At 35.8% G+C, this 21,385-nt stretch carries 23 protein-coding genes; 3 read left to right on the plus strand and 20 right to left on the minus strand.

Features of this window, described 5'->3' with window-relative positions; all coding sequences use genetic code 11:
• Positions 1 to 23 precede the first annotated feature (23 nt).
• Complete coding sequence (locus JUD45_RS02680; RefSeq protein WP_203619635.1) at positions 24 to 1,460, plus strand: Sau3AI family type II restriction endonuclease; 1,437 nt, start codon at positions 24 to 26, stop codon at positions 1,458 to 1,460.
• Between the two features lie 13 nt (positions 1,461 to 1,473).
• Here JUD45_RS02680 and JUD45_RS02685 read toward each other — a convergent pair whose 3' ends face one another.
• From JUD45_RS02685 to JUD45_RS02730, 10 genes are all read right to left on the minus strand, one after another.
• Positions 1,474 to 1,827: a hypothetical protein gene (locus JUD45_RS02685; RefSeq protein WP_203619636.1), complete on the minus strand. Its 354-nt coding sequence runs from the start codon at positions 1,825 to 1,827 to the stop codon at positions 1,474 to 1,476.
• Between the two features lie 204 nt (positions 1,828 to 2,031).
• The gene (locus JUD45_RS02690; RefSeq protein WP_203619637.1) at positions 2,032 to 2,772 is read right to left on the minus strand and encodes a helix-turn-helix domain-containing protein; all 741 of its coding nucleotides are present in this window, start codon (positions 2,770 to 2,772) and stop codon (positions 2,032 to 2,034) included.
• A 433-nt stretch (positions 2,773 to 3,205) separates the two neighbouring features.
• Positions 3,206 to 3,400 (minus strand): hypothetical protein, encoded by a 195-nt coding sequence (locus JUD45_RS02695; RefSeq protein ID WP_187155684.1) that lies wholly within the window; start codon positions 3,398 to 3,400, stop codon positions 3,206 to 3,208.
• Between the two features lie 96 nt (positions 3,401 to 3,496).
• On the minus strand, positions 3,497 to 4,273 hold the full coding sequence (trpA, locus tag JUD45_RS02700) for a tryptophan synthase subunit alpha (RefSeq protein ID WP_203619638.1): 777 nt from the start codon (positions 4,271 to 4,273) through the stop codon (positions 3,497 to 3,499).
• Positions 4,266 to 5,456: a tryptophan synthase subunit beta gene (trpB, locus tag JUD45_RS02705; protein WP_203619639.1), complete on the minus strand. Its 1,191-nt coding sequence runs from the start codon at positions 5,454 to 5,456 to the stop codon at positions 4,266 to 4,268. The genes trpA and trpB overlap by 8 nt, the downstream gene beginning before the upstream one ends.
• Positions 5,457 to 5,468: 12 nt before the next feature.
• The gene (locus tag JUD45_RS02710) at positions 5,469 to 6,041 is read right to left on the minus strand and encodes a phosphoribosylanthranilate isomerase (protein ID WP_203619640.1); all 573 of its coding nucleotides are present in this window, start codon (positions 6,039 to 6,041) and stop codon (positions 5,469 to 5,471) included.
• Positions 6,041 to 6,823: an indole-3-glycerol phosphate synthase TrpC gene (gene trpC, locus JUD45_RS02715; protein WP_203619641.1), complete on the minus strand. Its 783-nt coding sequence runs from the start codon at positions 6,821 to 6,823 to the stop codon at positions 6,041 to 6,043. The genes JUD45_RS02710 and trpC overlap by 1 nt, the downstream gene beginning before the upstream one ends.
• An 11-nt stretch (positions 6,824 to 6,834) precedes the next feature.
• Positions 6,835 to 7,833: an anthranilate phosphoribosyltransferase gene (trpD, locus tag JUD45_RS02720; RefSeq protein ID WP_203619642.1), complete on the minus strand. Its 999-nt coding sequence runs from the start codon at positions 7,831 to 7,833 to the stop codon at positions 6,835 to 6,837.
• Between the two features lie 15 nt (positions 7,834 to 7,848).
• Positions 7,849 to 8,430: an anthranilate synthase component II gene (locus JUD45_RS02725; protein WP_203619643.1), complete on the minus strand. Its 582-nt coding sequence runs from the start codon at positions 8,428 to 8,430 to the stop codon at positions 7,849 to 7,851.
• The gene (locus JUD45_RS02730) at positions 8,414 to 9,862 is read right to left on the minus strand and encodes an anthranilate synthase component I family protein (protein WP_203619644.1); all 1,449 of its coding nucleotides are present in this window, start codon (positions 9,860 to 9,862) and stop codon (positions 8,414 to 8,416) included. Before JUD45_RS02730 ends, JUD45_RS02725 begins: the two co-directional genes overlap by 17 nt.
• A 792-nt stretch (positions 9,863 to 10,654) precedes the next feature.
• Here JUD45_RS02730 and JUD45_RS02735 point away from each other — a divergent pair.
• Positions 10,655 to 11,515 carry a prephenate dehydrogenase gene (locus JUD45_RS02735; RefSeq protein ID WP_203619645.1) on the plus strand — a complete coding sequence of 287 codons (861 nt, stop codon included), beginning with the start codon at positions 10,655 to 10,657 and terminating at the stop codon, positions 11,513 to 11,515.
• A gap of 28 nt (positions 11,516 to 11,543) precedes the next feature.
• Here JUD45_RS02735 and JUD45_RS02740 read toward each other — a convergent pair whose 3' ends face one another.
• Positions 11,544 to 12,746, minus strand: coding sequence for a DUF805 domain-containing protein (locus JUD45_RS02740; RefSeq protein WP_203619669.1), 1,203 nt, complete (start codon positions 12,744 to 12,746; stop codon positions 11,544 to 11,546).
• Positions 12,747 to 12,926: 180 nt separating this feature from the next.
• Positions 12,927 to 13,205 carry a hypothetical protein gene (locus tag JUD45_RS02745; RefSeq protein WP_203619646.1) on the minus strand — a complete coding sequence of 93 codons (279 nt, stop codon included), beginning with the start codon at positions 13,203 to 13,205 and terminating at the stop codon, positions 12,927 to 12,929.
• A 146-nt stretch (positions 13,206 to 13,351) separates the two neighbouring features.
• Here JUD45_RS02745 and JUD45_RS02750 point away from each other — a divergent pair, with 146 nt between their 5' ends.
• Positions 13,352 to 13,993, plus strand: a complete 642-nt coding sequence (locus JUD45_RS02750; RefSeq protein WP_203619647.1) for a CPBP family intramembrane glutamic endopeptidase — start codon at positions 13,352 to 13,354, stop codon at positions 13,991 to 13,993.
• Between the two features lie 180 nt (positions 13,994 to 14,173).
• Here the strand turns inward: JUD45_RS02750 and JUD45_RS02755 are convergent, their stop codons facing one another.
• The 8 genes from JUD45_RS02755 to JUD45_RS02790 form a co-directional block, all read right to left on the minus strand.
• On the minus strand, positions 14,174 to 14,950 hold the full coding sequence (locus JUD45_RS02755) for a DUF805 domain-containing protein (protein ID WP_203619648.1): 777 nt from the start codon (positions 14,948 to 14,950) through the stop codon (positions 14,174 to 14,176).
• 22 nt (positions 14,951 to 14,972) lie between these two features.
• Positions 14,973 to 15,620 (minus strand): DUF805 domain-containing protein, encoded by a 648-nt coding sequence (locus JUD45_RS02760; protein ID WP_203619670.1) that lies wholly within the window; start codon positions 15,618 to 15,620, stop codon positions 14,973 to 14,975.
• A gap of 181 nt (positions 15,621 to 15,801) precedes the next feature.
• The gene (locus JUD45_RS02765; protein ID WP_187155920.1) at positions 15,802 to 16,533 is read right to left on the minus strand and encodes a hypothetical protein; all 732 of its coding nucleotides are present in this window, start codon (positions 16,531 to 16,533) and stop codon (positions 15,802 to 15,804) included.
• A 114-nt stretch (positions 16,534 to 16,647) separates the two neighbouring features.
• Entirely contained in the window at positions 16,648 to 17,067 is a 420-nt protein-coding gene (locus JUD45_RS02770) for an Hsp20/alpha crystallin family protein (protein ID WP_203619649.1), read from the minus strand.
• Positions 17,068 to 17,096: 29 nt separating this feature from the next.
• Positions 17,097 to 17,525: an Hsp20/alpha crystallin family protein gene (locus tag JUD45_RS02775; protein WP_203619650.1), complete on the minus strand. Its 429-nt coding sequence runs from the start codon at positions 17,523 to 17,525 to the stop codon at positions 17,097 to 17,099.
• A gap of 237 nt (positions 17,526 to 17,762) precedes the next feature.
• Positions 17,763 to 19,133: a GH25 family lysozyme gene (locus JUD45_RS02780; protein ID WP_203619651.1), complete on the minus strand. Its 1,371-nt coding sequence runs from the start codon at positions 19,131 to 19,133 to the stop codon at positions 17,763 to 17,765.
• 151 nt (positions 19,134 to 19,284) lie between these two features.
• The gene (locus JUD45_RS02785; RefSeq protein WP_203619652.1) at positions 19,285 to 20,595 is read right to left on the minus strand and encodes a sensor histidine kinase; all 1,311 of its coding nucleotides are present in this window, start codon (positions 20,593 to 20,595) and stop codon (positions 19,285 to 19,287) included.
• A complete protein-coding gene (locus JUD45_RS02790) occupies positions 20,592 to 21,281 on the minus strand; it encodes a response regulator transcription factor (protein WP_138726538.1) in 690 nt (229 codons plus the stop codon). The genes JUD45_RS02785 and JUD45_RS02790 overlap by 4 nt, the downstream gene beginning before the upstream one ends.
• Positions 21,282 to 21,385: the final 104 nt, after the last annotated feature.

The following is a 21,385-nucleotide window of genomic DNA, read 5'->3' on the forward strand; positions in this document are numbered from 1 at the left end:
ATATTATTCAAGAGGGGCCAAATATGGATTTTAAAACTAAGGAAGAAGTACATAATAGAGCTGTTCAGATTGAAAACATTAAACAAAAAGATCTTATAAAAATGCTTAATCTGAACATAAAAGGTAACAAAAATGCCATGGGTGACGTGTTCGAAGCTTGGTTTGGAAAGCCAAAGGACTCAGCAAGTCAACCTGATTTAGGTGTGTCCGAACTAAAAGCAACTCCTTTTAAACGTTTAAAAAATGGTGATATTAGTGCTAAGGAAAGATTAGTCCTTAACATTATTAATTACGAAGATTTAGATAAAGAAAATTTTGAAAATAGCCATCTTCTTGAAAAAAACAAAGTACTGGAACTTGGATACTATGAATACAACAAAGACATCCCAAAAGAAGATTGGTTTTTCGCAAAATGTGTTATGTACGAAATGCTCAACAATAAGAATGATTTAGAGATTATCAAAAAAGACTGGGAAATCATTCAATCATATGTAAAACAAGGTAAAGCTGAAGAAATAAATGAAGGAATCACCAACTATTTAGCCGCTTGTACAAAGGGTGTAAACAAGCATTCAATGAGAACACAACCAAATTCAAATGTTATGGCTAAGCAAAGAGCTTTTTCATTAAAAGGCAGCTTTATGACTACTCTTCTAAGAGATTATATTTTTGGCGATAAACATTCAGATGCAATTGTTAAAGATTCTACTGAACTGTCTACTAAATCTTTAGAAGATATTATCCATTCAAAATTCGAACCATTCATTGGAAAATCCGTAAAAGACATAATTAACGAATTAAATATTCCTTCTAAAGAAACTAAGACAATTGGTAAATACAATGTCGAAATAGTAAATAGGATTTTAGGAATCAAAAGTAGAACTGGAATTGAAGCTGATGAATTTAAAAAGGCTTCTATTGTGCCTAAAACCATTCAATTTAATCAAAGAAATGTAAACAAAGAAAGTATGTCTTTACCACCTTTTAAGTTCAAAGATTTAGTAGAAGAAAATTGGAATGACAAAGACGGTTCTCCAGAAGCCTCATTAAATGTTTATTTTTCAGAAACAAAATTTTTGTTTGTAGTTTTCAAAATGGATGATGATGGAATTAACTATCTAAAAGGAATTAAATTCTTTAGAATTCCTGATGACCAAAGAGAAGGAACCATAAAGGAAGCTTGGCAACAAACTGTGGACACTCTACTTTCTGGTGTAAAGCTCACTTTTGAAAACAATAGAGTCTCCAATAACTTTATCTCTTCAAAAGATAGAAAAATAATCCATGTCAGACCACATGCTGCAAAAAGTAGCTATGTTGATAGTAAGGATTCTAATGAATTACCAGTCCCTGCAAATTGGACCAATAAGCCATCTGAATACTCTGATAACTTTATGACAACCCAGTCCTTCTGGCTAAATAGTAAGTACATAAAGTCAGCAGTAGAAGATTTATTATAAAAAGCAGTGAATTTTATTTCACTGCTTTTTTTATAACGTAATAAATTCTGTCCTTACCCTTTATAAATCCTTTATTTCCAATGTAGTTATTATATTCGAAACCACTAACGTTTAATATTCTATATACAGATTTAAAAAATGAACATTTAAAAATTACGTCTTCATTGTTATTTACACCAAACGTTTCATAATCCGTATCTGGTTGGTTCAAATCATGATAATCAGTCAATTCATTTAACATTGCATCATAAGCTACATAAGACATTTTCCAATCATATTTTGGATATGTAATAACGTAATCCGGATTGTCATAACTTCTTAAATCTTCTTTGTAAGATTCACATGCAACTTCAGTAATATCTTTCATCAAAAAAGCTCCTATAATTAGCATTTAACTAATTATAGATCGATGATTTATAAAATAAAAAAGCCTTTCTTACACGAGATGGGAAAGCTCTATAAAGAAACGCCTTATAAAGAATTAAATTGTTCTAAAGCGTTTCAAAAGGATTAATCATCCCCAACGAAACTACATAGTAGTTTCATAATTATGAATAATCAATAATCTTGCCTAATATGTGACAAATTTAGAAAATCCATATATTCTATCCGATTTATTAATAAATCTTTTGTATATCTTATCTTCATCAAGCAAAGTATTATTTTTAAGATGTTTGTAATAATAAATATATTTATTATTAAGCAATTCTCTAATTGGTTCTCTTACTTTGTTATATGTGTTGTACAAAACTCCAGGTGAAAAAACAATATATTTAACACCTATATATTTCGCATATAATTCAAAACTTTTAACAATAGAATCAAATAATTCTTTTTCATAATATTTAAAATCAAAGTCTATAATTTTAAATACTAATTCTCCATCTTCCATTGTTATTCTGATGTTTCCAAGGAATGTATTCTTTCTTCTCCACTTCATCTTAATATTTATACATGAATTTCTACTATATGGATCAATTTGAAAAAATCCTCTTGTTTCATCATATAAAATCTTTTTAAATTCTGATATGTTTTTTTCATTAAAAGCCACACTACCTATTTTTTCAAACATCATTTGCGCATACCCTACCTTTTCACCAAATTCTTCTTTTTGTATATTCAATGATTCGCAAATTTTATTTTTAATATATGATGTGGTTTTATTATATGGGTTCATTCTGATTCTATAAATCGTACTTCTGGGGATACCTGATATTCTGGATAAATAAGAGCTACTTATATTATTTTTTGTCATTATTTCATCTAATTTATTTCTAAATACAGGCTTTCTATAAATATCAAATTGTTTCATTATTTCATCTCCGATAAAAATTTTAAATTTATAATAGTATCTAAAAAATAATTTAACAACAGTCATTTACTTGCAACAAAACGTCAAAAAATAAAAAAGAATGTTGATAAATCAACATTCTTTTTTCATTCTAATTAAAATATTTTATTGGTTTTTACTAATCTTCAAAAAAACTGTCCTTATCAATCGTATCAATTGTAGATTCGATAAAAAGTAAAACTATTGAAAGAATAAAGGTAACAATTGCCGTTACTCTTCTTAATGTAGTGGATGGTCCATTAAAGAAGCTATCCCAAATTAAGAAGGATGTAATTGTTAAAGAGAAAAATACTAGTTGTACTCTTAGAAATGCGAAAAACATTTGTGACTTAGATGTAGGTTCCATCGTATTTACTCCGTTTCATATGTATTCCCCGCTTGCACGGGGGAAAGATTACCATTTGAACAAGTTGAAAGTTGTCTTGTGGTATACCTTGTTATATAACGCCTTATGTGGATTATTAATCCATCCCATACCCTTCTTACCATAGTATGGGTTAATAGCACGCTTTAGTGATCGCACAGCGCGGCCCCTAGTGCGTGCTGATAATGACTTTTTCCAACTTGGTGTTCTAACACCATATTTCATGTCTATCATCTTCTTTTTTATAGGCTAATGTAATTATACAACTTATCTAATAATTTAAAAGCAAATGAAAAAAGCACACATTATTGTGTGCTTTTTCTATTCAATAATTGCTTGTTTAATTTCGCTGGCATATTCCTTTAGACGCTTAGGTGCATCTTGTTTATCCTCTTCGACGATTCTGACAAACGAACTACCGATGATGACACCGTCGGAGATTTGATTCATTTCACTCGCTTGTTTAGCCGAATGAATTCCAAAGCCGATGGCGACTGGAACGTCAGTATATTCCTTTATCTTTTGGACAATTCCGGATAGGTAACTGGAGAATTCATCCCTCTCACCCGTCACCCCCAGTGAAGATACCAGGTAAATGAATCCTTTAGCGTGTTGCACCAAACGTTGAATTCGATCATCTGAATTCAATGTCACTAGTGGCACAAGTGCTAAATCATGCTTATCGATAAATGGTAATAATTCATCTTGTTCTTCGTAAGGCAGGTCCGGAATGATTAGTCCACTCACCCCGTGAGTTTCACATTGACGACAAAATTCATCGTAGCCGTATTGGAGGACGACGTTTAGATAGGTCAAAAAGACCAGTGTAATATCGGTTCGTTGATGAATCTCATCGACCATCTCAAAGACCTTATCCATTGGTAATTCACCGTCTGCCAAAGCGCGTAAGTCAGCGCGCTGAATGACCGGACCGTCGGCGACGGGGTCAGAAAACGGAATCCCAATTTCGACAACATCGGCGCCACCTTCGGACAATGCGACCACGTTTTGAATCGTAGTATCAATATCAGGGTCGTTGGCAACAACGTATCCAACTAACTTATTACCACCTTGCATGGTTTCAACTAATTTATTCATTTACGTCAACTCCTCTGTATTTACCAATTGCGGCGACATCCTTATCACCACGTCCGGAAAGTGTACATATAATTGTTTGATCCTTACTCATCTTAGGTGCCAGTTTTCTTACATATGCGACAGCATGACAGCTTTCAATCGCGGCGACGATTCCTTCAGTTCTGGCGATATATTCAAACGCATCGACAGCTTCATCATCGGTGATACCGACATATTGCGCACGACCCGATTTGGCTAGTGCGGCATGTTCTGGCCCAACACCTGGATAATCTAGGCCAGCGGAAATTGAATATACCGGTTTGATTTGACCCGTTTCGGTCTGTAGGAAGATTGACTTCATGCCATGAAAGACCCCTTCACTACCACATTCTAAGGTAGCCGCCGTTAATTCGGTCTCAACACCCTTACCAGCTGCTTCAACACCAATCAGTTGAACTGATGGATCATCGATGTAGTTCGCAAAGCTTCCGATGGCATTGCTTCCACCACCGACACAGGCAACGATTGCATCAGGTAACTTGTTGTTAATCTTTTTGAACTGTTCCTTAGATTCCTTACTAATCACACTTTGGAAATCACGAACCATCATTGGATATGGATGTGGTCCGGTTGCTGAACCCATCACGTAGAATGTGTCATCTGTACGGGCGGAAAACTCTTGTAACGCCGCATTAATCGCATCCTTTAACACCATTGAACCAGATGTTACTGAGTTCACCTTAGCTCCTAGTAATTCCATTCGATAAACATTTAGTTTTTGGCGGTCAGTGTCTTCTTTGCCCATAAAGATTTCACATTCCATCCCGAACAATGCCGCGATGGTTGCAGTGGCCACACCGTGTTGGCCAGCACCAGTTTCCGCAATCAATCTAGTCTTCCCCATGCGTTTAGCTAAAAGTGCTTGACCAATCACGTTATTAATCTTGTGAGCACCGGTATGATTTAGGTCTTCGCGTTTGAAGTAGATTTGCGCACCACCTAAGTCTTCAGTCATGCGTTTAGCGTATGACAAAAGTGATGGGCGGTTAGCGTAATTATTCAATAAGTCCTGTAATTCCGCTTGGAACTCAGGATCGTGTTTTGCCTTATCGTATTCATCCGCCATTTTATTTAATTCATTCATTAATGTTTCTGGAACGTATTGACCACCGTACTCAGCGAATCTTCCGTCTTTATTAGTCATAGTGATTCCTCCTTAATTATTGTGAGCAATTGCCACAATTGCTTTTACTAATTCAATATCCTTTTTACCGTCGGCTTCCACTCCACGACTGACATCAATCGCAAATGGTTTGGTAGCATCGATTGTCTGCTGTGCATTCTCAGGATTAATCCCTCCAGCCACAAACAAGTTCGAATCATCATTAGACAATTGATTTCTTGTGACGGTTGATGTCCGCGCATCGACCATTAGAAAGTCAGCATCGCGATTTCTATGTAGCTTATCTTCGTTAATCACGTCGATTACCGGAATGCTTAAGTCGGTTCTGATTCGTTTTATATCCTCAGACTTTTCGCTACCGTGTAACTGTGCGATTTGAATAATCTTTTCTTCCGCCAACTGTTTGATTAATTTAAACGGTGCGTCTACAAAGACGCCCACCGCTGGAATATTGGCATTCACTTCTCGCCTAATTTGTCTGGCCGTATCAATATCGACTAGATGACTCCCGCTGGCAAAGACTAAGCCAAAGTAATCTGGTTTAGTCTGATTGATAATCTCAGCCTCTTTTAGTTTTGTAATTCCGCATATTTTGATTTTGACCATTATGCATCACCTTGTATCTTTTTAATAAACTCAGTCGGACTATCTGACTTCATCAATGTCTCACCAATTAAGACGCCGTTAACGCCAATTTCTTGTAGTTTTTCGGTATCATCAATACTTTTGACGCCACTTTCTGCGATGAAAATAATATCGTTTGGCACCTTTTTACGTAGGTTAATACTGTTTTCAAACGAGACGGTGAAGTCCTTTAAATTGCGGTTATTCACGCCAATCATTTGAGCACCAATCGACAAGGCGATTGCTACTTCTTCTTCATCGTGAGCCTCGACTAATACAGCTAGGCCTAGTTCATGGGATAAATCGAAGTATTGTTTTAACTGGTTCTTAGAAAGAATTGCCACAATCAACAAGATGATTTTGGCACCGGTAGCGCGTGCTTGATAGATCATGTATGGATTGATGATGAAGTCCTTTCTGAGTGTGACTGCATCGATTGTTTGGTTAATTTCCTTGAGATAGGAAATATCACCCTTGAAGTATTTTGGTTCCGTCAAAACGGAAATCGCGGTCACGTCAGCTTCACTGTACTGTTTAGCAATGCCGATGTAATCGAGGGTGTCGACGATTTGTCCCTTAGATGGGGACGCCTTTTTGATTTCGCCAATCACGTGCATCCCTGGTCTTCTAAATCTTTCATAGACGTCGTTTGGATTAATCGAAGCCATCTTTTCTACCGACTGTTTTAAATCAGCTAGCGAGACCATCGATTGTTCATGTTCAGTTCTTTCTTGTGTCGCTTCGACCAAATCATCTAATATCATCGACTTACCTCCTAATACGCTAATAGTTCGTCTAACAACTTTCTGGTTTTTCCTGAATCAATGGCTTCTTGGGCCATTTCGATACCCTGTTGAATTGAAACATCCGGTCTGTACGTGTTAATTGCTAGTCCAGCGTTTAACAACACAACGTCTCGTTTCGCCCCCTGTTTACCATCGATAATGTCACGGGTAATTTGAGCATTATCTTCTGGAGTCCCACCGACAATCTCTTCTTTGGCATAACGCTTCAAGCCAAACCGTTCGGGGGTAATCTCGTCCTCACTAATCACGCCATCGACAATGTTGACCACCTTGGTTGGTGCTGAGATGGAGGCTTCATCCAATCCGTCGGTACCAAAAATCACCTTTCCGTTGGTCACACCTAGTTGAATCAATGTCTTAGCCAATGGCATTAACAATGCTTCATCATAAACTCCTAGGACTTGTTTCTTGGCATGAGCCGGATTGGCTAATGGGCCTAAGACATTGAAGATAGTTCTAATCCCCAAAGTCTTTCGTACCGGTGCTACAAAACGCATTGCTTGGTGATACTTTTGGGCGAATAGGAAACAGAAATTTTTATCGGCTAACATCTTTTCGCTTTCAGCTTGAGTAAGGTTGATGTTAAAGCCGAGTGCTTGAAGCATGTCGGCTGCACCACTCTTGGAAGATGCAGCACGGTTACCGTGTTTAACGACTGGAATCCCCAGGCTGGCTAGGACTAATCCAGTGGTGGTTGAAATGTTGAATGAATTGGAATGATCGCCGCCGGTTCCAACGATGTCGATGGCATCGATTTGGCTGTCGAATTCGGCAGCGTGGTCACGCATGGAAGCAGCCGCTCCGGCAATCTCTTCGATGTTTTCTCCCTTGATGCTTAGACTGGTTAAGAAGGATGAAATCTCGATGTCACCAGTCTTACCATCCATTACTTCATTCATCACGTCATTCATTTCGTCGTATGTTAAATCTTGTTGGTCTGTTAATTTTTTAATTGCGGAATTAATCATGTCATCCATTCCTTTCTACTTAGCTAATTTAAAAAAGTTCAAAAATATTTGTTGAGCCGCTGATTGGTCGGTCATGATAGATTCTGGGTGGAATTCAACACCGTAGACATGGTTTTGTTCATCCGCCACGGCTTGAACGGTTCCATCACTACCCCTGCCAATTACGTTCAAGTTGTTAGGAATACTTTCTTCATCAATCACCAGTGAGTGGTATCTGCCGATTGTGAAGTGACTGGGACAATTGGCGAAGATGTCATTGTCTGAAATTTGTTCCATCATGTCGGTTTTACCATGCATAATTTCCGGTGCGTTGGTCACTTGGGCACCGTATACTTCACCGATGGCTTGATGACCTAGGCAAACGCCCAATACCGGTACCTTGCCGACAGCCGCCTTTAATACTTCGTTCATGTTTCCGGCGTCTTCTGGACGACCTGGTCCTGGTGATAATATCAATGCTGTTAAATCAGGTCTGTCTAAATCGGCGACTGTCACTTCGTCGTTTTTTAGCACCACAATTTCTTGATCGACTAATTTACCGATTTCTTGCACAAGATTAAATGTAAAACTATCGTAGTTATCAATTAATAAAATCATGTTGGGCCTCCACTTCTTTAATCGCGTCCATAATTACTCTGCTTTTATTTTCAAATTCGTGAAACTCTTGGTCAGCATCACTACTGGTCACAATTCCCGCACCGGCATGTACAACCAAATTGTCATCTTGTTTGTAGGCCAATCTAATGCCGATACATAAATCCAGGTCGCCATCGAAATCGATATAACCAATTCCGCCTCCGTAAATTCCTCGTTTGCGCTGTTCCAATTCTCTAATGATTTGCATCGCGGATAATTTAGGTGCTCCCGACAGTGTTCCGGCCGGTAATGTCTTTGCGATGATATCGATTGGTGTGATGTCTTTTTTCGCAATCCCCTCTACCTTGGACCCCAAATGCATCACGTTTGAGAACTTCAATAGTTCCATGTACTTAGTGACCTTGACGGTGCCAATCTCACTGATGTTTCCGACATCGTTTCTCCCTAAATCAACCAACATGTTGTGTTCAGATTGTTCCTTAGGACTATGTCTTAATTCATCGGCGAAGAAGTCATCTTCTTCTTTGGTCTTGCCTCGTCTTCTGGTTCCGGCTAGCGGATAACTAAACAACTTATCGTCAGTCTTTTGAATTAACGTTTCTGGCGATGCCCCAATTGCTTCAAACTGGTTATGGGCAAAATAGAAATGATATGGTGAGTAAATGTTTTCCTCTAGGTATTTTCCGACGTTAATTAGTGATCCCTTCGCCTTAGTTTGATATGGGTTCGATAAAATCATTTGAAAGATATCACCGTTGTAAATGTGTTTCTTGACCGCATCAACTTTTTGACTGAATTCATCTCGTTGGAATTGATTTTCAAACGTTTCTACGATGTCGACATATTCTGTGGTTTCGACATTCTCGTTTAAAATGTGTTTTAACCTTTCAGCAAAATGCTTTAGCTCTGCTCTTGTTTCATCAAAAAGTGATTCGAATCGATTGCTTGAAATCAATTTGGTTAACGTAACTTCATGATTGTGATAGTTGATTGTGATGTCAGGTTCGAACAGTTCAATATCTTGTAACCCTAAATCATCGTGAGTTTTCGGTAGATGGTTATTGGCGTACTTGGAAAAGTCATAGCCGAAGTAACCAATCAACCCTGTGTGAAATCCATCTACAGTTTTAATTGTTTGATGACGTTGATAGTAATCATTTAAAAAATCGATTGGATTTTGTTTCGTTTCGTAGGTATTATCTTTTTCCTTCACCACGATTCTGTTATCCAAGACGGTAATTGTTTTCTTTGGTTTCACTATTACTGTGATTGTATTTCCATCATCGTGGCTGAATACCATCGATTGCTGATGGTTAGGGTCAATTGCTTCAACAATCTTGTAAGGGTTAAAACTATCAATGCTAAATTGATAGCTCACCGGTAGGTATTGATAATGACTAATGTGATTTTGTAACTCTTCTTTGGTCAACAATGTGATCACCTCGCAGATTTGATTGCATTAAAAAAATCCGCCCATAACAACGCAATTAATGCTTTGTTAAGGACGGATTTTCCCCGCGGTGCCACCTTAATTAGATTAGACTACTCCAAATAAATGTATAGATGTTTATATCAAAATAGACTAATCCCTCCTCAGCGAGGTGCGTGTTCACACCCCCGGCAACTGACGTATGCCCGACGTTTCTCCGTACTCAATTGCTTTTTCGGAAGAACCCTCCGTGGTCCATTTAACTGCCTGCGTTCGGTCGTATTCCCATCATCGACGACTCTCTGTGCGTGCACAACAATCTTGATCTCCACATCATTGGTTTTTTTATGGACGAATTATTTAATTGAGTTCAGTTTACTCCCTGAATTTTAAAAGTCAACAATTAAATTAGAAAACAATTAGATTTTATATTTGCAGGCATCCAACAAACTCTTTAATACCAATGAGTTTATATAACTAAAAAATGTTTAATTAAATAAAAATTAGAGAAATGTTTGTATTTCGTTCACGCGTGTGGTTAAATGTATACAAATAACCAGGGAGGATTATCATTATGAACAAGCAAATCCAACGTAAAAATTATTATCGCGACTATTATTACGTAGACACATCTAAGTAGTAATTGTCTTATTTGATTTTTACTGGCTAGGTGTGAATTCACTTAGCCGTGGTATTTTGTTAATGATGATTTTCGACGAAATCAAAATTAAAACCAGCTAGGTGATTTGTATTCATCCAGCTGGTTTTTTATTTTGAACTTTAGGAGATGGCACTATGACCACAATTTTTATTAACGGATTAGGATTAATCGGCAGCAGTATTGCCCGAATCATCAGAAAATCTGACCCAAATGCAATCATTTTGGGAAACGATATCAACAAGCGTAACTGCGACTACTTGTTAGACAATAACATTATCGATAAATCCATCGAGTTTGAAGAAGGCAGTAAACAAGCTGACGTCATCATTTTGGCTAGTCCCGTCAACAGCATCATCGAGGACATCAAAAGCCTAAGTGAGATGAAATTAAAACAATCAGTAATCGTTACCGACGTTGGTAGCAGTAAGGTCAATATTTTAAAATCAGCCAATCAACTAGTCGATAACGGAATTACTTTTATCGGTGGTCATCCCATGGCCGGATCTCATCTCACCGGAAGTCAAAATGGTTCAATCGAAATGCTTTCAGACCATACATACTTCTTGGTTAACCATAATGGAGACATGCAACAAGTCGATATGATTAAACACTTGTTAGCTGCAGGAAACCTTCGTTTTAAAGAAGTCTCAGCAGAAAAGCATGATCAAATCGTCTCAACCATTAGTCACTTGCCCCACTTCATCACTTACGCGTTAACTTTAACCGTCAATGACTCCCTTAAAGACGTTTACGCCAATGATATTAGTATGGGAAATGGACTTTTAGACTCGACTAGAATCGCCAAAAGTAATCCCGATGTCTGGTCGGATATTTTAACCAGTAATTCCGATAATTTTTTAGACCAAATCGATGTGTTTGAAAAACAATTGGAATCTTTAAAACAAACCATTACCGACAAGAAGCCTGAACAATTACGTCAGTTAATTGTCGATGCTAATGATGCCAGAAATGGCTGGGAAAATAATACCAAATAAAAAAGCACACGTTTACGTGTGCTCTTTTTTACATCTTAAATTTAAAGTTAATTGAATGACCTAGAACTTCTTCGAATCCTTCACTGTTTGCTTCACCAGTCTTGAATTGATATTCACCGCTTGGAATATTGTTCTTGTTGTCATCCTTTAATTGAATCCAAAGTTTACCGTTAATCTTAGCACCCGGTTTAATGTCTTCATTGCTTGGTTCTTCACCAGCGTAGAAGTCTTTTGCATTCAATTGATTTAATTGTGTGCCATCTGGCATTAATAAATCGTTATCGTCCATCAAACCAAATAAGTGAATGGTTTGGTTACTTGTATTAGTAGCTCTGTAAGTAATTAGGATTTGTTTGTATGATCCGCCTTCTTTGAAGAATGACATTGGAGCAGAACCACCGAATTCATCAAATAAAGCATCGGCAATGTCATCACTAATGTTCTTTTCTACTTTGACACCAGCAACCACCTTATCAAACTTCAAAGGACCAATGTTGAAGTCGTCCATATCATGAACTTTTTCTTCAGATAACTTGTCTTGGCCATTATCAGATGAACTGCTATCATCATCTGAATCATCATTAGAATCAGCGTCATCACTGTCATAATCACTGTGAGTCTTAGTAACAGCATAAGATGTTGAAACTTCATGTCTTACTTCATTTACGTATGATTGGATAACTGCGAAATATAGCAATGTTACTAAAGCAATTATCAACCATGACCACCATTTAGGTTTCCAATCAATAACGGGACCATCTTCAAAACGACCAGCGTCTTTTGATGGTTGGCATAGTAGTACAATCATCACAATTGTCCCAACCATTGGAATTAGAAGTAACCATAAGAAATGACCAGACATATCAGCATCATGCAATCTTCTGATTGCATTTGTAAGGTTGGTGATAAGAATAAATGCGAATACAAATGACCCAACAAAAATGGCTAAGCTATTAAATTTACCAAGGCTAAGAAGAATTAAAACAATCATTGCAATGATAAAGTTATCTAAATAACCAAACCAAAATTCTGGCCGAGAACTCTTTGCATTGATAGTGAACATTTTATCCCACATGTTCTTCAATGCAGTTACCATATTCACACCACTCTTAGGTGTAGGTGCTGTTGCTACTTGTTGTTCTTCAACATTTTGCTTGGCACCACAGTTTGGACAGAACTCTGCTTTTCCATCCATTTTTTGTCCACAATTTGGACAAAATTTGTTACTCATAAACGAAAACTCCCCTGTAATATTAACTAAAAATCAATTAACTTTTTACAATTAATTAATTTGCAACAGTATTTAATGATATATTAGGAATATTCGCATATCAACAGCATAAGCCATAACTATTTAAAAAATAATCTGATTTTAATGAAGCATAAAAAAAGCACACGATAACGTGTGCTTTTACTTTTTAGAACGTGGATCTTGAGAGGCGAACCATGTTGGATGTTTTTTATTAATTTTTTCCGTCACAAAGCTATAAATTAGGTATAAGACGAATAATAGTACTCCGCCACCCGCTGAAATGATGGTTAATTTAAGAAAATCGCGCAAACTATCTGCAATTAAAACATTAGATAATAAGTCATAAATCACGCCTAAAGCGGCGCTAACAAGTATAATAACGACAATCAAGAATGTCCATGATTTTACTGTATTCTTCCCTGTTTTCTTTTTACTCATGTGGTTTGTCCCCTTTTAAAATTGTCTAAATTTAGTTTGGTTTTTTTAGAAAAAATTATCCAGCACATTTAAATTATGGAACTATAATTGATTAATAACTGAATATCTATTGAATAGTATCAATCAGTAATCAAGGAGTGAATGCGATGAAAAAAACATCATTTATATTTATCTTGATATTCCTTTCACCGTTAATGGAGCTTGTCAGATATCCAATCCTTTATTCAACAGATGAACCGTTTTTCTATGCCGTTATTCAGATTTTAATCGCTTTTATCATCTTAATAACGATTATTCTTTATCTCTATCGTAAAATAATCATCGACACAGTGATTGATGTTTTTCGTAATAATCATTTCAATTCTAAATTGGTAGTAATTGGAATTGAATTTTTTCTGCTAGACATATCATTCGTTCTAGTGACTACTAAGCCTAACACAGATTTTCATACTAATCTATCAAACCTAATTGGCTACACCGATTCAAGACTACAATTATTATGTATTATTGCTAGTTTAACACTATCACCAATCATTGTTGAATTATTTTTCAGAGGATTAATTCAATCATACTTAAAGGAAATCTTTAGCGAAAAATACGCTATTCTATTCTCATCAGTTACTTTTGGGATTGCCCATTCTTTATTTAGTATCATTTCACTAATGTATTACATATTAGCTGGAATCCTATTAAGTAAGTCCAGAGAGGTATCGAACGGAATCATTGCACCAATCATATTCCACTGTTCATGGGACATTTTATTAATGTTTATGCTATGGATATATTAAAAAGCATACGCCAAAGCGTATGCTTTTTTTATTTCATATTGATATAAATAATTGCGATTAATAACAATACATCCACAACGGTATTACTGTATTTTTTCATTATCATCACTCCGGTAAATCGTTCAAACATGTGTATGTAGTTTATGATAAAAAAGAGTTACCCAATTCGGGCAACTCTCCTTAATAGTCATCATCATATCTGTAATCATTATGATAATAATTATCTCCTGAATCATATGAATCGTCATTATCATATGTGTCATCATCATCGTTTTCGTCTTGTGAGTCTTCTTTTTCTTTTTGAACCTCATCATCCAATTGTTCTTGGCGAACTACTTCTTCATAGTTACTTTCAAGTTTGTTCATTTCAGAACTACCTGCAAGCAGTCCAAAAAATGCAACAACAGTCCACCATACCAATAAACTATTAATTGATGGCTTTTGTTTTGGTCCATATTTTCTTTTACCTTCTTCAATAGATCTTTGACACAACAATATCAAAATTAATATCCAGCCAAAAATAGGCACTAATAAGAAAAGTAAAAAGAAACCGGATATGTTGGCATCGTGTAATCTTCTACACATGCTAAAAATCATACTAATTGAAATAAAGTACAATCCCACGCTAACAACAAAGCCAAGAAATTTTAAAAACTTTACTCCCGTAAATGTATCATAGAATGAAAAATAACTTACTAGCCATAATGAATATAGGAATCCAGAAAAAAGCGTCATCCACACGTACGAAAACCAATATTCTCTTCTAGTATCGCATCCTTTAGCTGAAAACAGATATTTAAAATAATCCTTTAATGCGTCCGGAAAGTTTATTTTGTCATTTTTAGCTTCACTTTTCTTAATTGTGATATAAGCATCTTGGTTGGCTCCACAAAAATTACAAAAAGAAGATTCAGCCGCTATTTGATTACCACAATTCGAACAATATTTTGTATTCATTTAAAAATCCCCACTAACCTTTTTAAAAAACAAACTCACGCATCACAGATGCATAAAATCCTGCATATACTAATACAGATAATATTGAATAAGCTACATACAATGTTATGATGCCAGCGTTGGTTTTATTTTTTAGATTATCTTTTCTATATTTATTATCTTCTGTAATAGAACTTTGACAGAACATTATTAGTAAAGCCAAGGAACCAAAAAATGGAATCAATTTAAGCCATAAAAAATGACCAGTTTGATTAATATCATGGAGTCTTCTAATCGATACCGATAGCAATGCAACGGATGCTGCACTTGGTATCAATCCTAAAACAATCGATACAATAAATAACGGAAATGTTGGCGTTTCTCTTATAAATGCCAACGATCCATAGCGAATACAAACGTAGATGTTTGCAAAAAAAGAACCAAATAATACTAGTTGCATAAATAAGTAGAACCACCAATATTCAGCCCTTGTGGCAACACCATTTAGGTTAAATGCTTCCCTTATACATTTAGGAATAGCATCAGTTAATCTAATCATTTTGGTGCCATTATTTTTTGAATTATCTGAAGATTTATCTTCTATGTATGATTGTCTTGCCCCGCAGTTTGAACAAAAAGAAGAACTTATCGAAAGTTCAGTACCGCAGTTTGTACAATATTTTGTTTTCATTCATTATTCCGCCCTTTTTAAGTATTACATTTTAAAGATACACTGAGTAAAGTATCTTTTCTATAAAGGTTAAAGCATTCTTATCGTGTATATAAAAACCCAAATTTACATTTAACTAAAAGTTATTTTATTTTTAATAAAAAAGAAGCTGCCAAATTTTGGCAGCTTCTTTTCAGTGATTTTATAAATCATAACCAATCATGATATTCTTAAAGGCATTCAAACAGCCTTTATCAATGCGTTGGTTTAAGAATCTTTCGTTAGTAATATTAGCATTATCAAAGTATGAAGAAGACATGTTTACTTCTGGACATAGCTTGATAAATTGTTTAACCATCTTATCGTCAAATGAATGTGGTTGAACCTGAATATCTAGGCCGAATTCTTGGTGGTAGAAACACATCACCATTTGTTTTAGTAATACCGTCATTGCACGGTTTGGAACGGTTGTAATGTCTGATTCGATTTTTAGGATGGCATAGTAGCGATCGAATAGTTGATATTGAGCATTGTAACCTTGCACAACATTAATTCTGGCAACCTTAATGTTTTCCATTGAGTAACCTGAATCTAGCATGTCTTGTTCACGTTTAGACAATTCGTCACTCTTAACATAACTGATTGGGTCAGTTCTTAGAATCATTTCCATATTTGGAATGTCATCCTTAGAAGATGTGACTGGTTTGTATACCATACTATTAAATTGGAATGATGTTTCTTTTGACATTGAGGCGTCAATGTTTTGAGCATTGTTATAACGAGCTTGTTCTACCTCTCCGTGGTTCTTAATTACAAGGTAAATAATTATAGCCAAAGCAATAATAATACCGATAGTAATCGCTAATATCGGATTAGTAACCACACATAACATTAAAAATATTAGAACTAACGCTCCTGAACAACCTAATCTCATCAACTAACACTCCAATCATCCTTAAAAAATCATTATAAATCCATTATAATATTTTTTCACGTTATATTACAGAAAAAATATACAAAAAAAGAGCCATAACGGCTCTTTTTTTAATTAGTTGATAGAAATTGTGTGCTTTGATTCCTTTTCAGCGGATTTAGGTACCATGATATCCAAAATACCACCATCGTATTTTGCACCAATCTTATCAGTATCTGCGTCAGGTAAGTAGAATGAACGACTGACATTGCTGGATGTTCTTTCGCTTCTAATCAACTTACCGTTTTCATCCTTTTGTTCCTTATTCAAATCGTGAATTGCATGGATTGTTAAGGTATCATTTTCGTAATTAATGTTGATATCTTCCTTCTTAAATCCTGGTAGTTCAGCCTTCACTTCGAATTCGTCATCATTTTCGATAACATCTGTCTTCATTTTTGAGGTATTAGTCATGTTTCTACCTAATCCATCAAAGAAGTTGCTCATTGGATCCATAAAGTCGTTGAATACATTGTTTCTTAGTTCGTTTGCCATAAAATATCCCTCCTACTATTTCAATTTAATTAGTTAATGCTGATTTTGTGTGCTTCTTCATCCTTAATTTCTTGTTTTGGTAATGTAATCTTTAAGATTCCGCCGTCATAATCGGCAGCAACATTATCAATATAGATATCTGGTAGGTAGAATGCACGAGCGATATTGCTTGAAGTGCGTTCCTTTCTTAATACCTTACCTTCTTTATTAGTATCTTCCTTACTCAAATCATGTGTAGCATGAATTGTTAAAGTATCGTTGTTGTAATCTAGATGAATTTCATCCTTCTTGAAACCAGGTAATTCAGAGCTTACTACGTAATTATCTTTGTTTTCAATAACGTCAGTCTTCATTTGATTACCAGCAACTGAATTGAAGAAGTTCTTACCAAAGTCGCCAAAGAAATCATTCATTGGATCAAATACATTGAAGTCTGTGTTTCTTAATTCGTTAGCCATAATCAAAGCCCCTTTTCATTATTTTCAATATTTCGTTGGTAGTCATTTATTTCCTATCAACAATTCTTATATTAGTCAGTATTGGTCAAATAGTCAAGAGAAAACTAGCACTTAATTAACGATAGTGCTAAAAATCATTTACAAACGCTGTCATATCAACGTTTATTTTAAGTAAAAATTTTTAAAAAATATAAAAAAGACGATTCTTTAAAAGAATCGTCTTTATGATCAAAGTTTTTATTTAAACATTGAAGCATAAGCCCAACCAATGAATTTACCTTGGTAGTATGCCTTGTAATAGTACTTCTTCCAACCCGCTTTTTTAGCACGTTGCGTGATTTGGACTGGTGTATATGCATATCCAGTACCGTAGTTAGTAACGTGAACATTTGAGAATCCACTGTTACTAATGTGATTGTAGAAGTTCACCTTTGGGTGCATCTTAACAATCTTAGTTACATGGTATTTTGAGTAAGTAATGTTTGGTACCACACCAGTGGAACTAATCCAACCCAATGACTTACCGTTTTCCAATACACGGTAGTAAGTACGACCATTTGAAGTATTCTTAGCTTCGGAGTTCAAAGTAACTCGCTTGTTGGCATAAGAACTACTCTTATGAACGGCCTTAACCTTATTCTTGTAATGATTATCGCCAGGAACGTGGTTGTAAATTTTCAAACCAGTACCAGTAGCAATTGTCATTGACTTGTTGATGGTAGTGTATTGAACATTCTTAACAACTGCCTTTTTCTTAGGCTTAGTAGTTGCTGGTTTGCTGTTAGTATTTGCGGCTTTTTTATTAGCACTACTTGCAGCATTCTTTTGAGCTTCTTTTTGCTTTTTGTTTACCTTCTTGGATGATTGAGTACTCTTTGGTGCTTTAATATTTGGTACTGGGGTAGGATTATTGGAATCAGCAGTATCACCGATAAACCAGTTTGCATCCTTTGAAGTAAGCATACTTGCATCCAGATTTTGACCTAAAGCATTTGAGTGGAATTTATCTGTAAATTGCCATAAAACATGTTCTCTTGCAGGTTCATTGTTTTGGTATGCGGCTAACCAGTAACCGTCATAGTTAGCAACTGAACTAGCTGCATTTTGAATCATGAAGTTAGCATATGAATAGAATAAAATCTTACGTTGTCCAACTAATGGTCTTAATGCCTTCAACCAAGCATCGGTTGATTGATTAGTTCCACCAGAAGTAACTGTTTGCATTTCATAATCATTTACGAAAAACCTAGCCCTTGGTGCACGACTATATAGCACTTTTGCTTCGTAGGCGGCATCGCTTGGATTTTCATATTGACTGAATGAATATACACCATAAGGAATTGCGTATTTATCCATTAAATCACGATTGTGTTCAAATGTCTTATCGGCATAAGCACTACCGTATTGCACTCTTAAAATAACGAATGGAACTTCACTCTTTAATTTTTGTGCTTGGGCATCGGTTAGACTACCTTGCCATTCTGACATGTCGTAAACGGTGTTAGATGCGTTAGCATTACTTGCATCAGCCATTGCTGGTACAGAGGTACTAGCAAGCATCAAACCGACTACGGCTACGATCGAAAACCATAATCCTTTTTTTCTCATATAAAGATATAAAGAAATTTAAAAATTAATTTATATCTCATACACCTCCTCTTATCGTTTTATCATTATTGCATATTGTAACAGAGCCGGAGGGGTAAAAGAAAGCCAATTGCCAATTAAATTTTATAAATTCTTTATAATTTTTTGTCTTTTATAAATTAATATTTACAGTAAAAATTGATCCAGTTGGGTGATTGTCTCGGACACTAATTCGACCATGGTGTTGTTCGACTATCCATTTAGCAATTGACAATCCCAAACCAGTACCCCCAGTCTTGGAATTTCTAGACTTATCGGTACGGTAGAATCGTTCAAAAATACGCGCCTTATCCTCGTCATCAACACCATTTCCAGTATCTGAGACAACGATTCTTAAGTTACTGTGATTTTTTACAATCTTAATCGCAACGGTCCCACCCTTAGGCGTGTACTTCATCGCGTTATCAATTAAGATAACTACCAATTGTTTAATCAAATCTGCATCGATGTGCCCTGTACCATCGACATCGATAGTGTCAACAAATGACTTGTTTTGACTTGTAGCAATCTCGTTGAATGGTGACAAGACACCTTCAAAGAATGGTTTCAATTCAACATCGGAACGTTGAGCTTGCACAATATTGGAATCGGAACGCGCCAGCGTTAACAATCTTTGGGTTAATACCTTTAGATGTTTAACCTCTTCTAAGGTTGTCGATACCGGTTGAATCTGATCGACAACCTTATCGTTTGGCTTGGTTAGCAAGAATTCCATCTGATTTTGAATTACCGTTAATGGTGTTCTCAATTCGTGAGCAGCGTTGGAACTGAATTCCTTTTGGCGGTGCCATGAATTGATGATTGGTTTCATACTCGACTTAGATAGGTAGTAAGCAATTAAAATCGCAATTGCCCAGAAGAATACCAAAGTAACAATCAATGCTTCGACGAAACTATGGAGCGCAAGTAAATCTGCATCAATATTTTGCAAAATCAATACATAATTGCCTGCATATTCGGGATTGGTATTATCGTCTGATACCTTCAATAAAATCCCTCTAAAGTTAGTCACATAGTTGTGTGACCACAAGGTGATTTCTTCAACCTTATTTAGTTTTCGATTCTTTAAGGTCAACTTGCTCAATAGCTTATAGTTTCTTTGACCAAGCATCCCTCGATTGGAAATGATTCCCTTTTTATTGAAGACAATCACATTAGTTTGAAAATCACTATTGTTGTAGTTATTAAACGGATTAAAGCCGCCAGGACGTTGATTAACCGTTAACGGTCCTTCGTTAGCATAGGTATTTCTTTCAATGCGTTCCTTTTGACGGTTCAATCCGGCATCGATATTGGAATAAATCGACTTTTGAAAGAAGAAGTAAACAATCAATCCTAAAATCGCAAATAAAATCGCAAAACCAATTAGTTCCTTAATAAACAACTTGATTTGTTGTTTATGCTCTAAAATGCGATCTCTCATTTATTAGCCTCTTCTAGCATGTACCCTACGTTTCTGAGGGTCTTAATTGGGTTTGCACCAGAAATTTGTTTAATCTTCTTTCTTAGGTTACTCATGTATACTTCGACAACTGATAATGATGTTTCTGAGTCAAATCCCCATAATCGATCAAAGATTTGGTCCTTAGTAATAATAGTAGAAGGATTTTGCATGAAGTAGACCAATAAATCGTATTCTTTTCCATTTAATTTTAATTCTTGATTTTGGTATTCAACATAGTGACGACCCAAATCAACATTGAATTCGCCGGCTGATAATGAATTGTTATTACCAAGACGTCCGGTTCTCTTTAACAATGCTTTTACACGAAGGATTAATTCTTCACGATGGAATGGCTTAGTTAAGTAATCATCGGCGCCTAATTCAAAACCATGAACTTTGTCAGCCATAGTGTCCTTGGCAGTCAAAATTAAAACGGGCATGTCGATTTCATCATCTACTCTCCAGTGTTTTAGGATATCGTATCCGCTAACTTCCGGTAGCATCAAATCTAAAATTGCGATGTCATAGATATTATCTTGGCCCATCATTTGACCTTCAAAACCATCGTGGACCACCGTTGTGTTTCCAATTGGCGATAAGAATTGAGCCACACTGGCTGCTAAGTTTTCGTCGTCTTCGACGATTAAGATATTTAAACCATCCATATTAATCATTCCTTTCGATTTCGATTAATTTTGTCATTTAAGTTAAGTTTATGATTGATTTAAGATTAGTTTAATTTTCTTAAACTAGACTTAAATCATTCCAA

The organism is Apilactobacillus nanyangensis (assembly GCF_016861915.1).
In the GTDB taxonomy this organism is placed as follows: Bacteria; Bacillota; Bacilli; order Lactobacillales; family Lactobacillaceae; genus Apilactobacillus; species Apilactobacillus nanyangensis.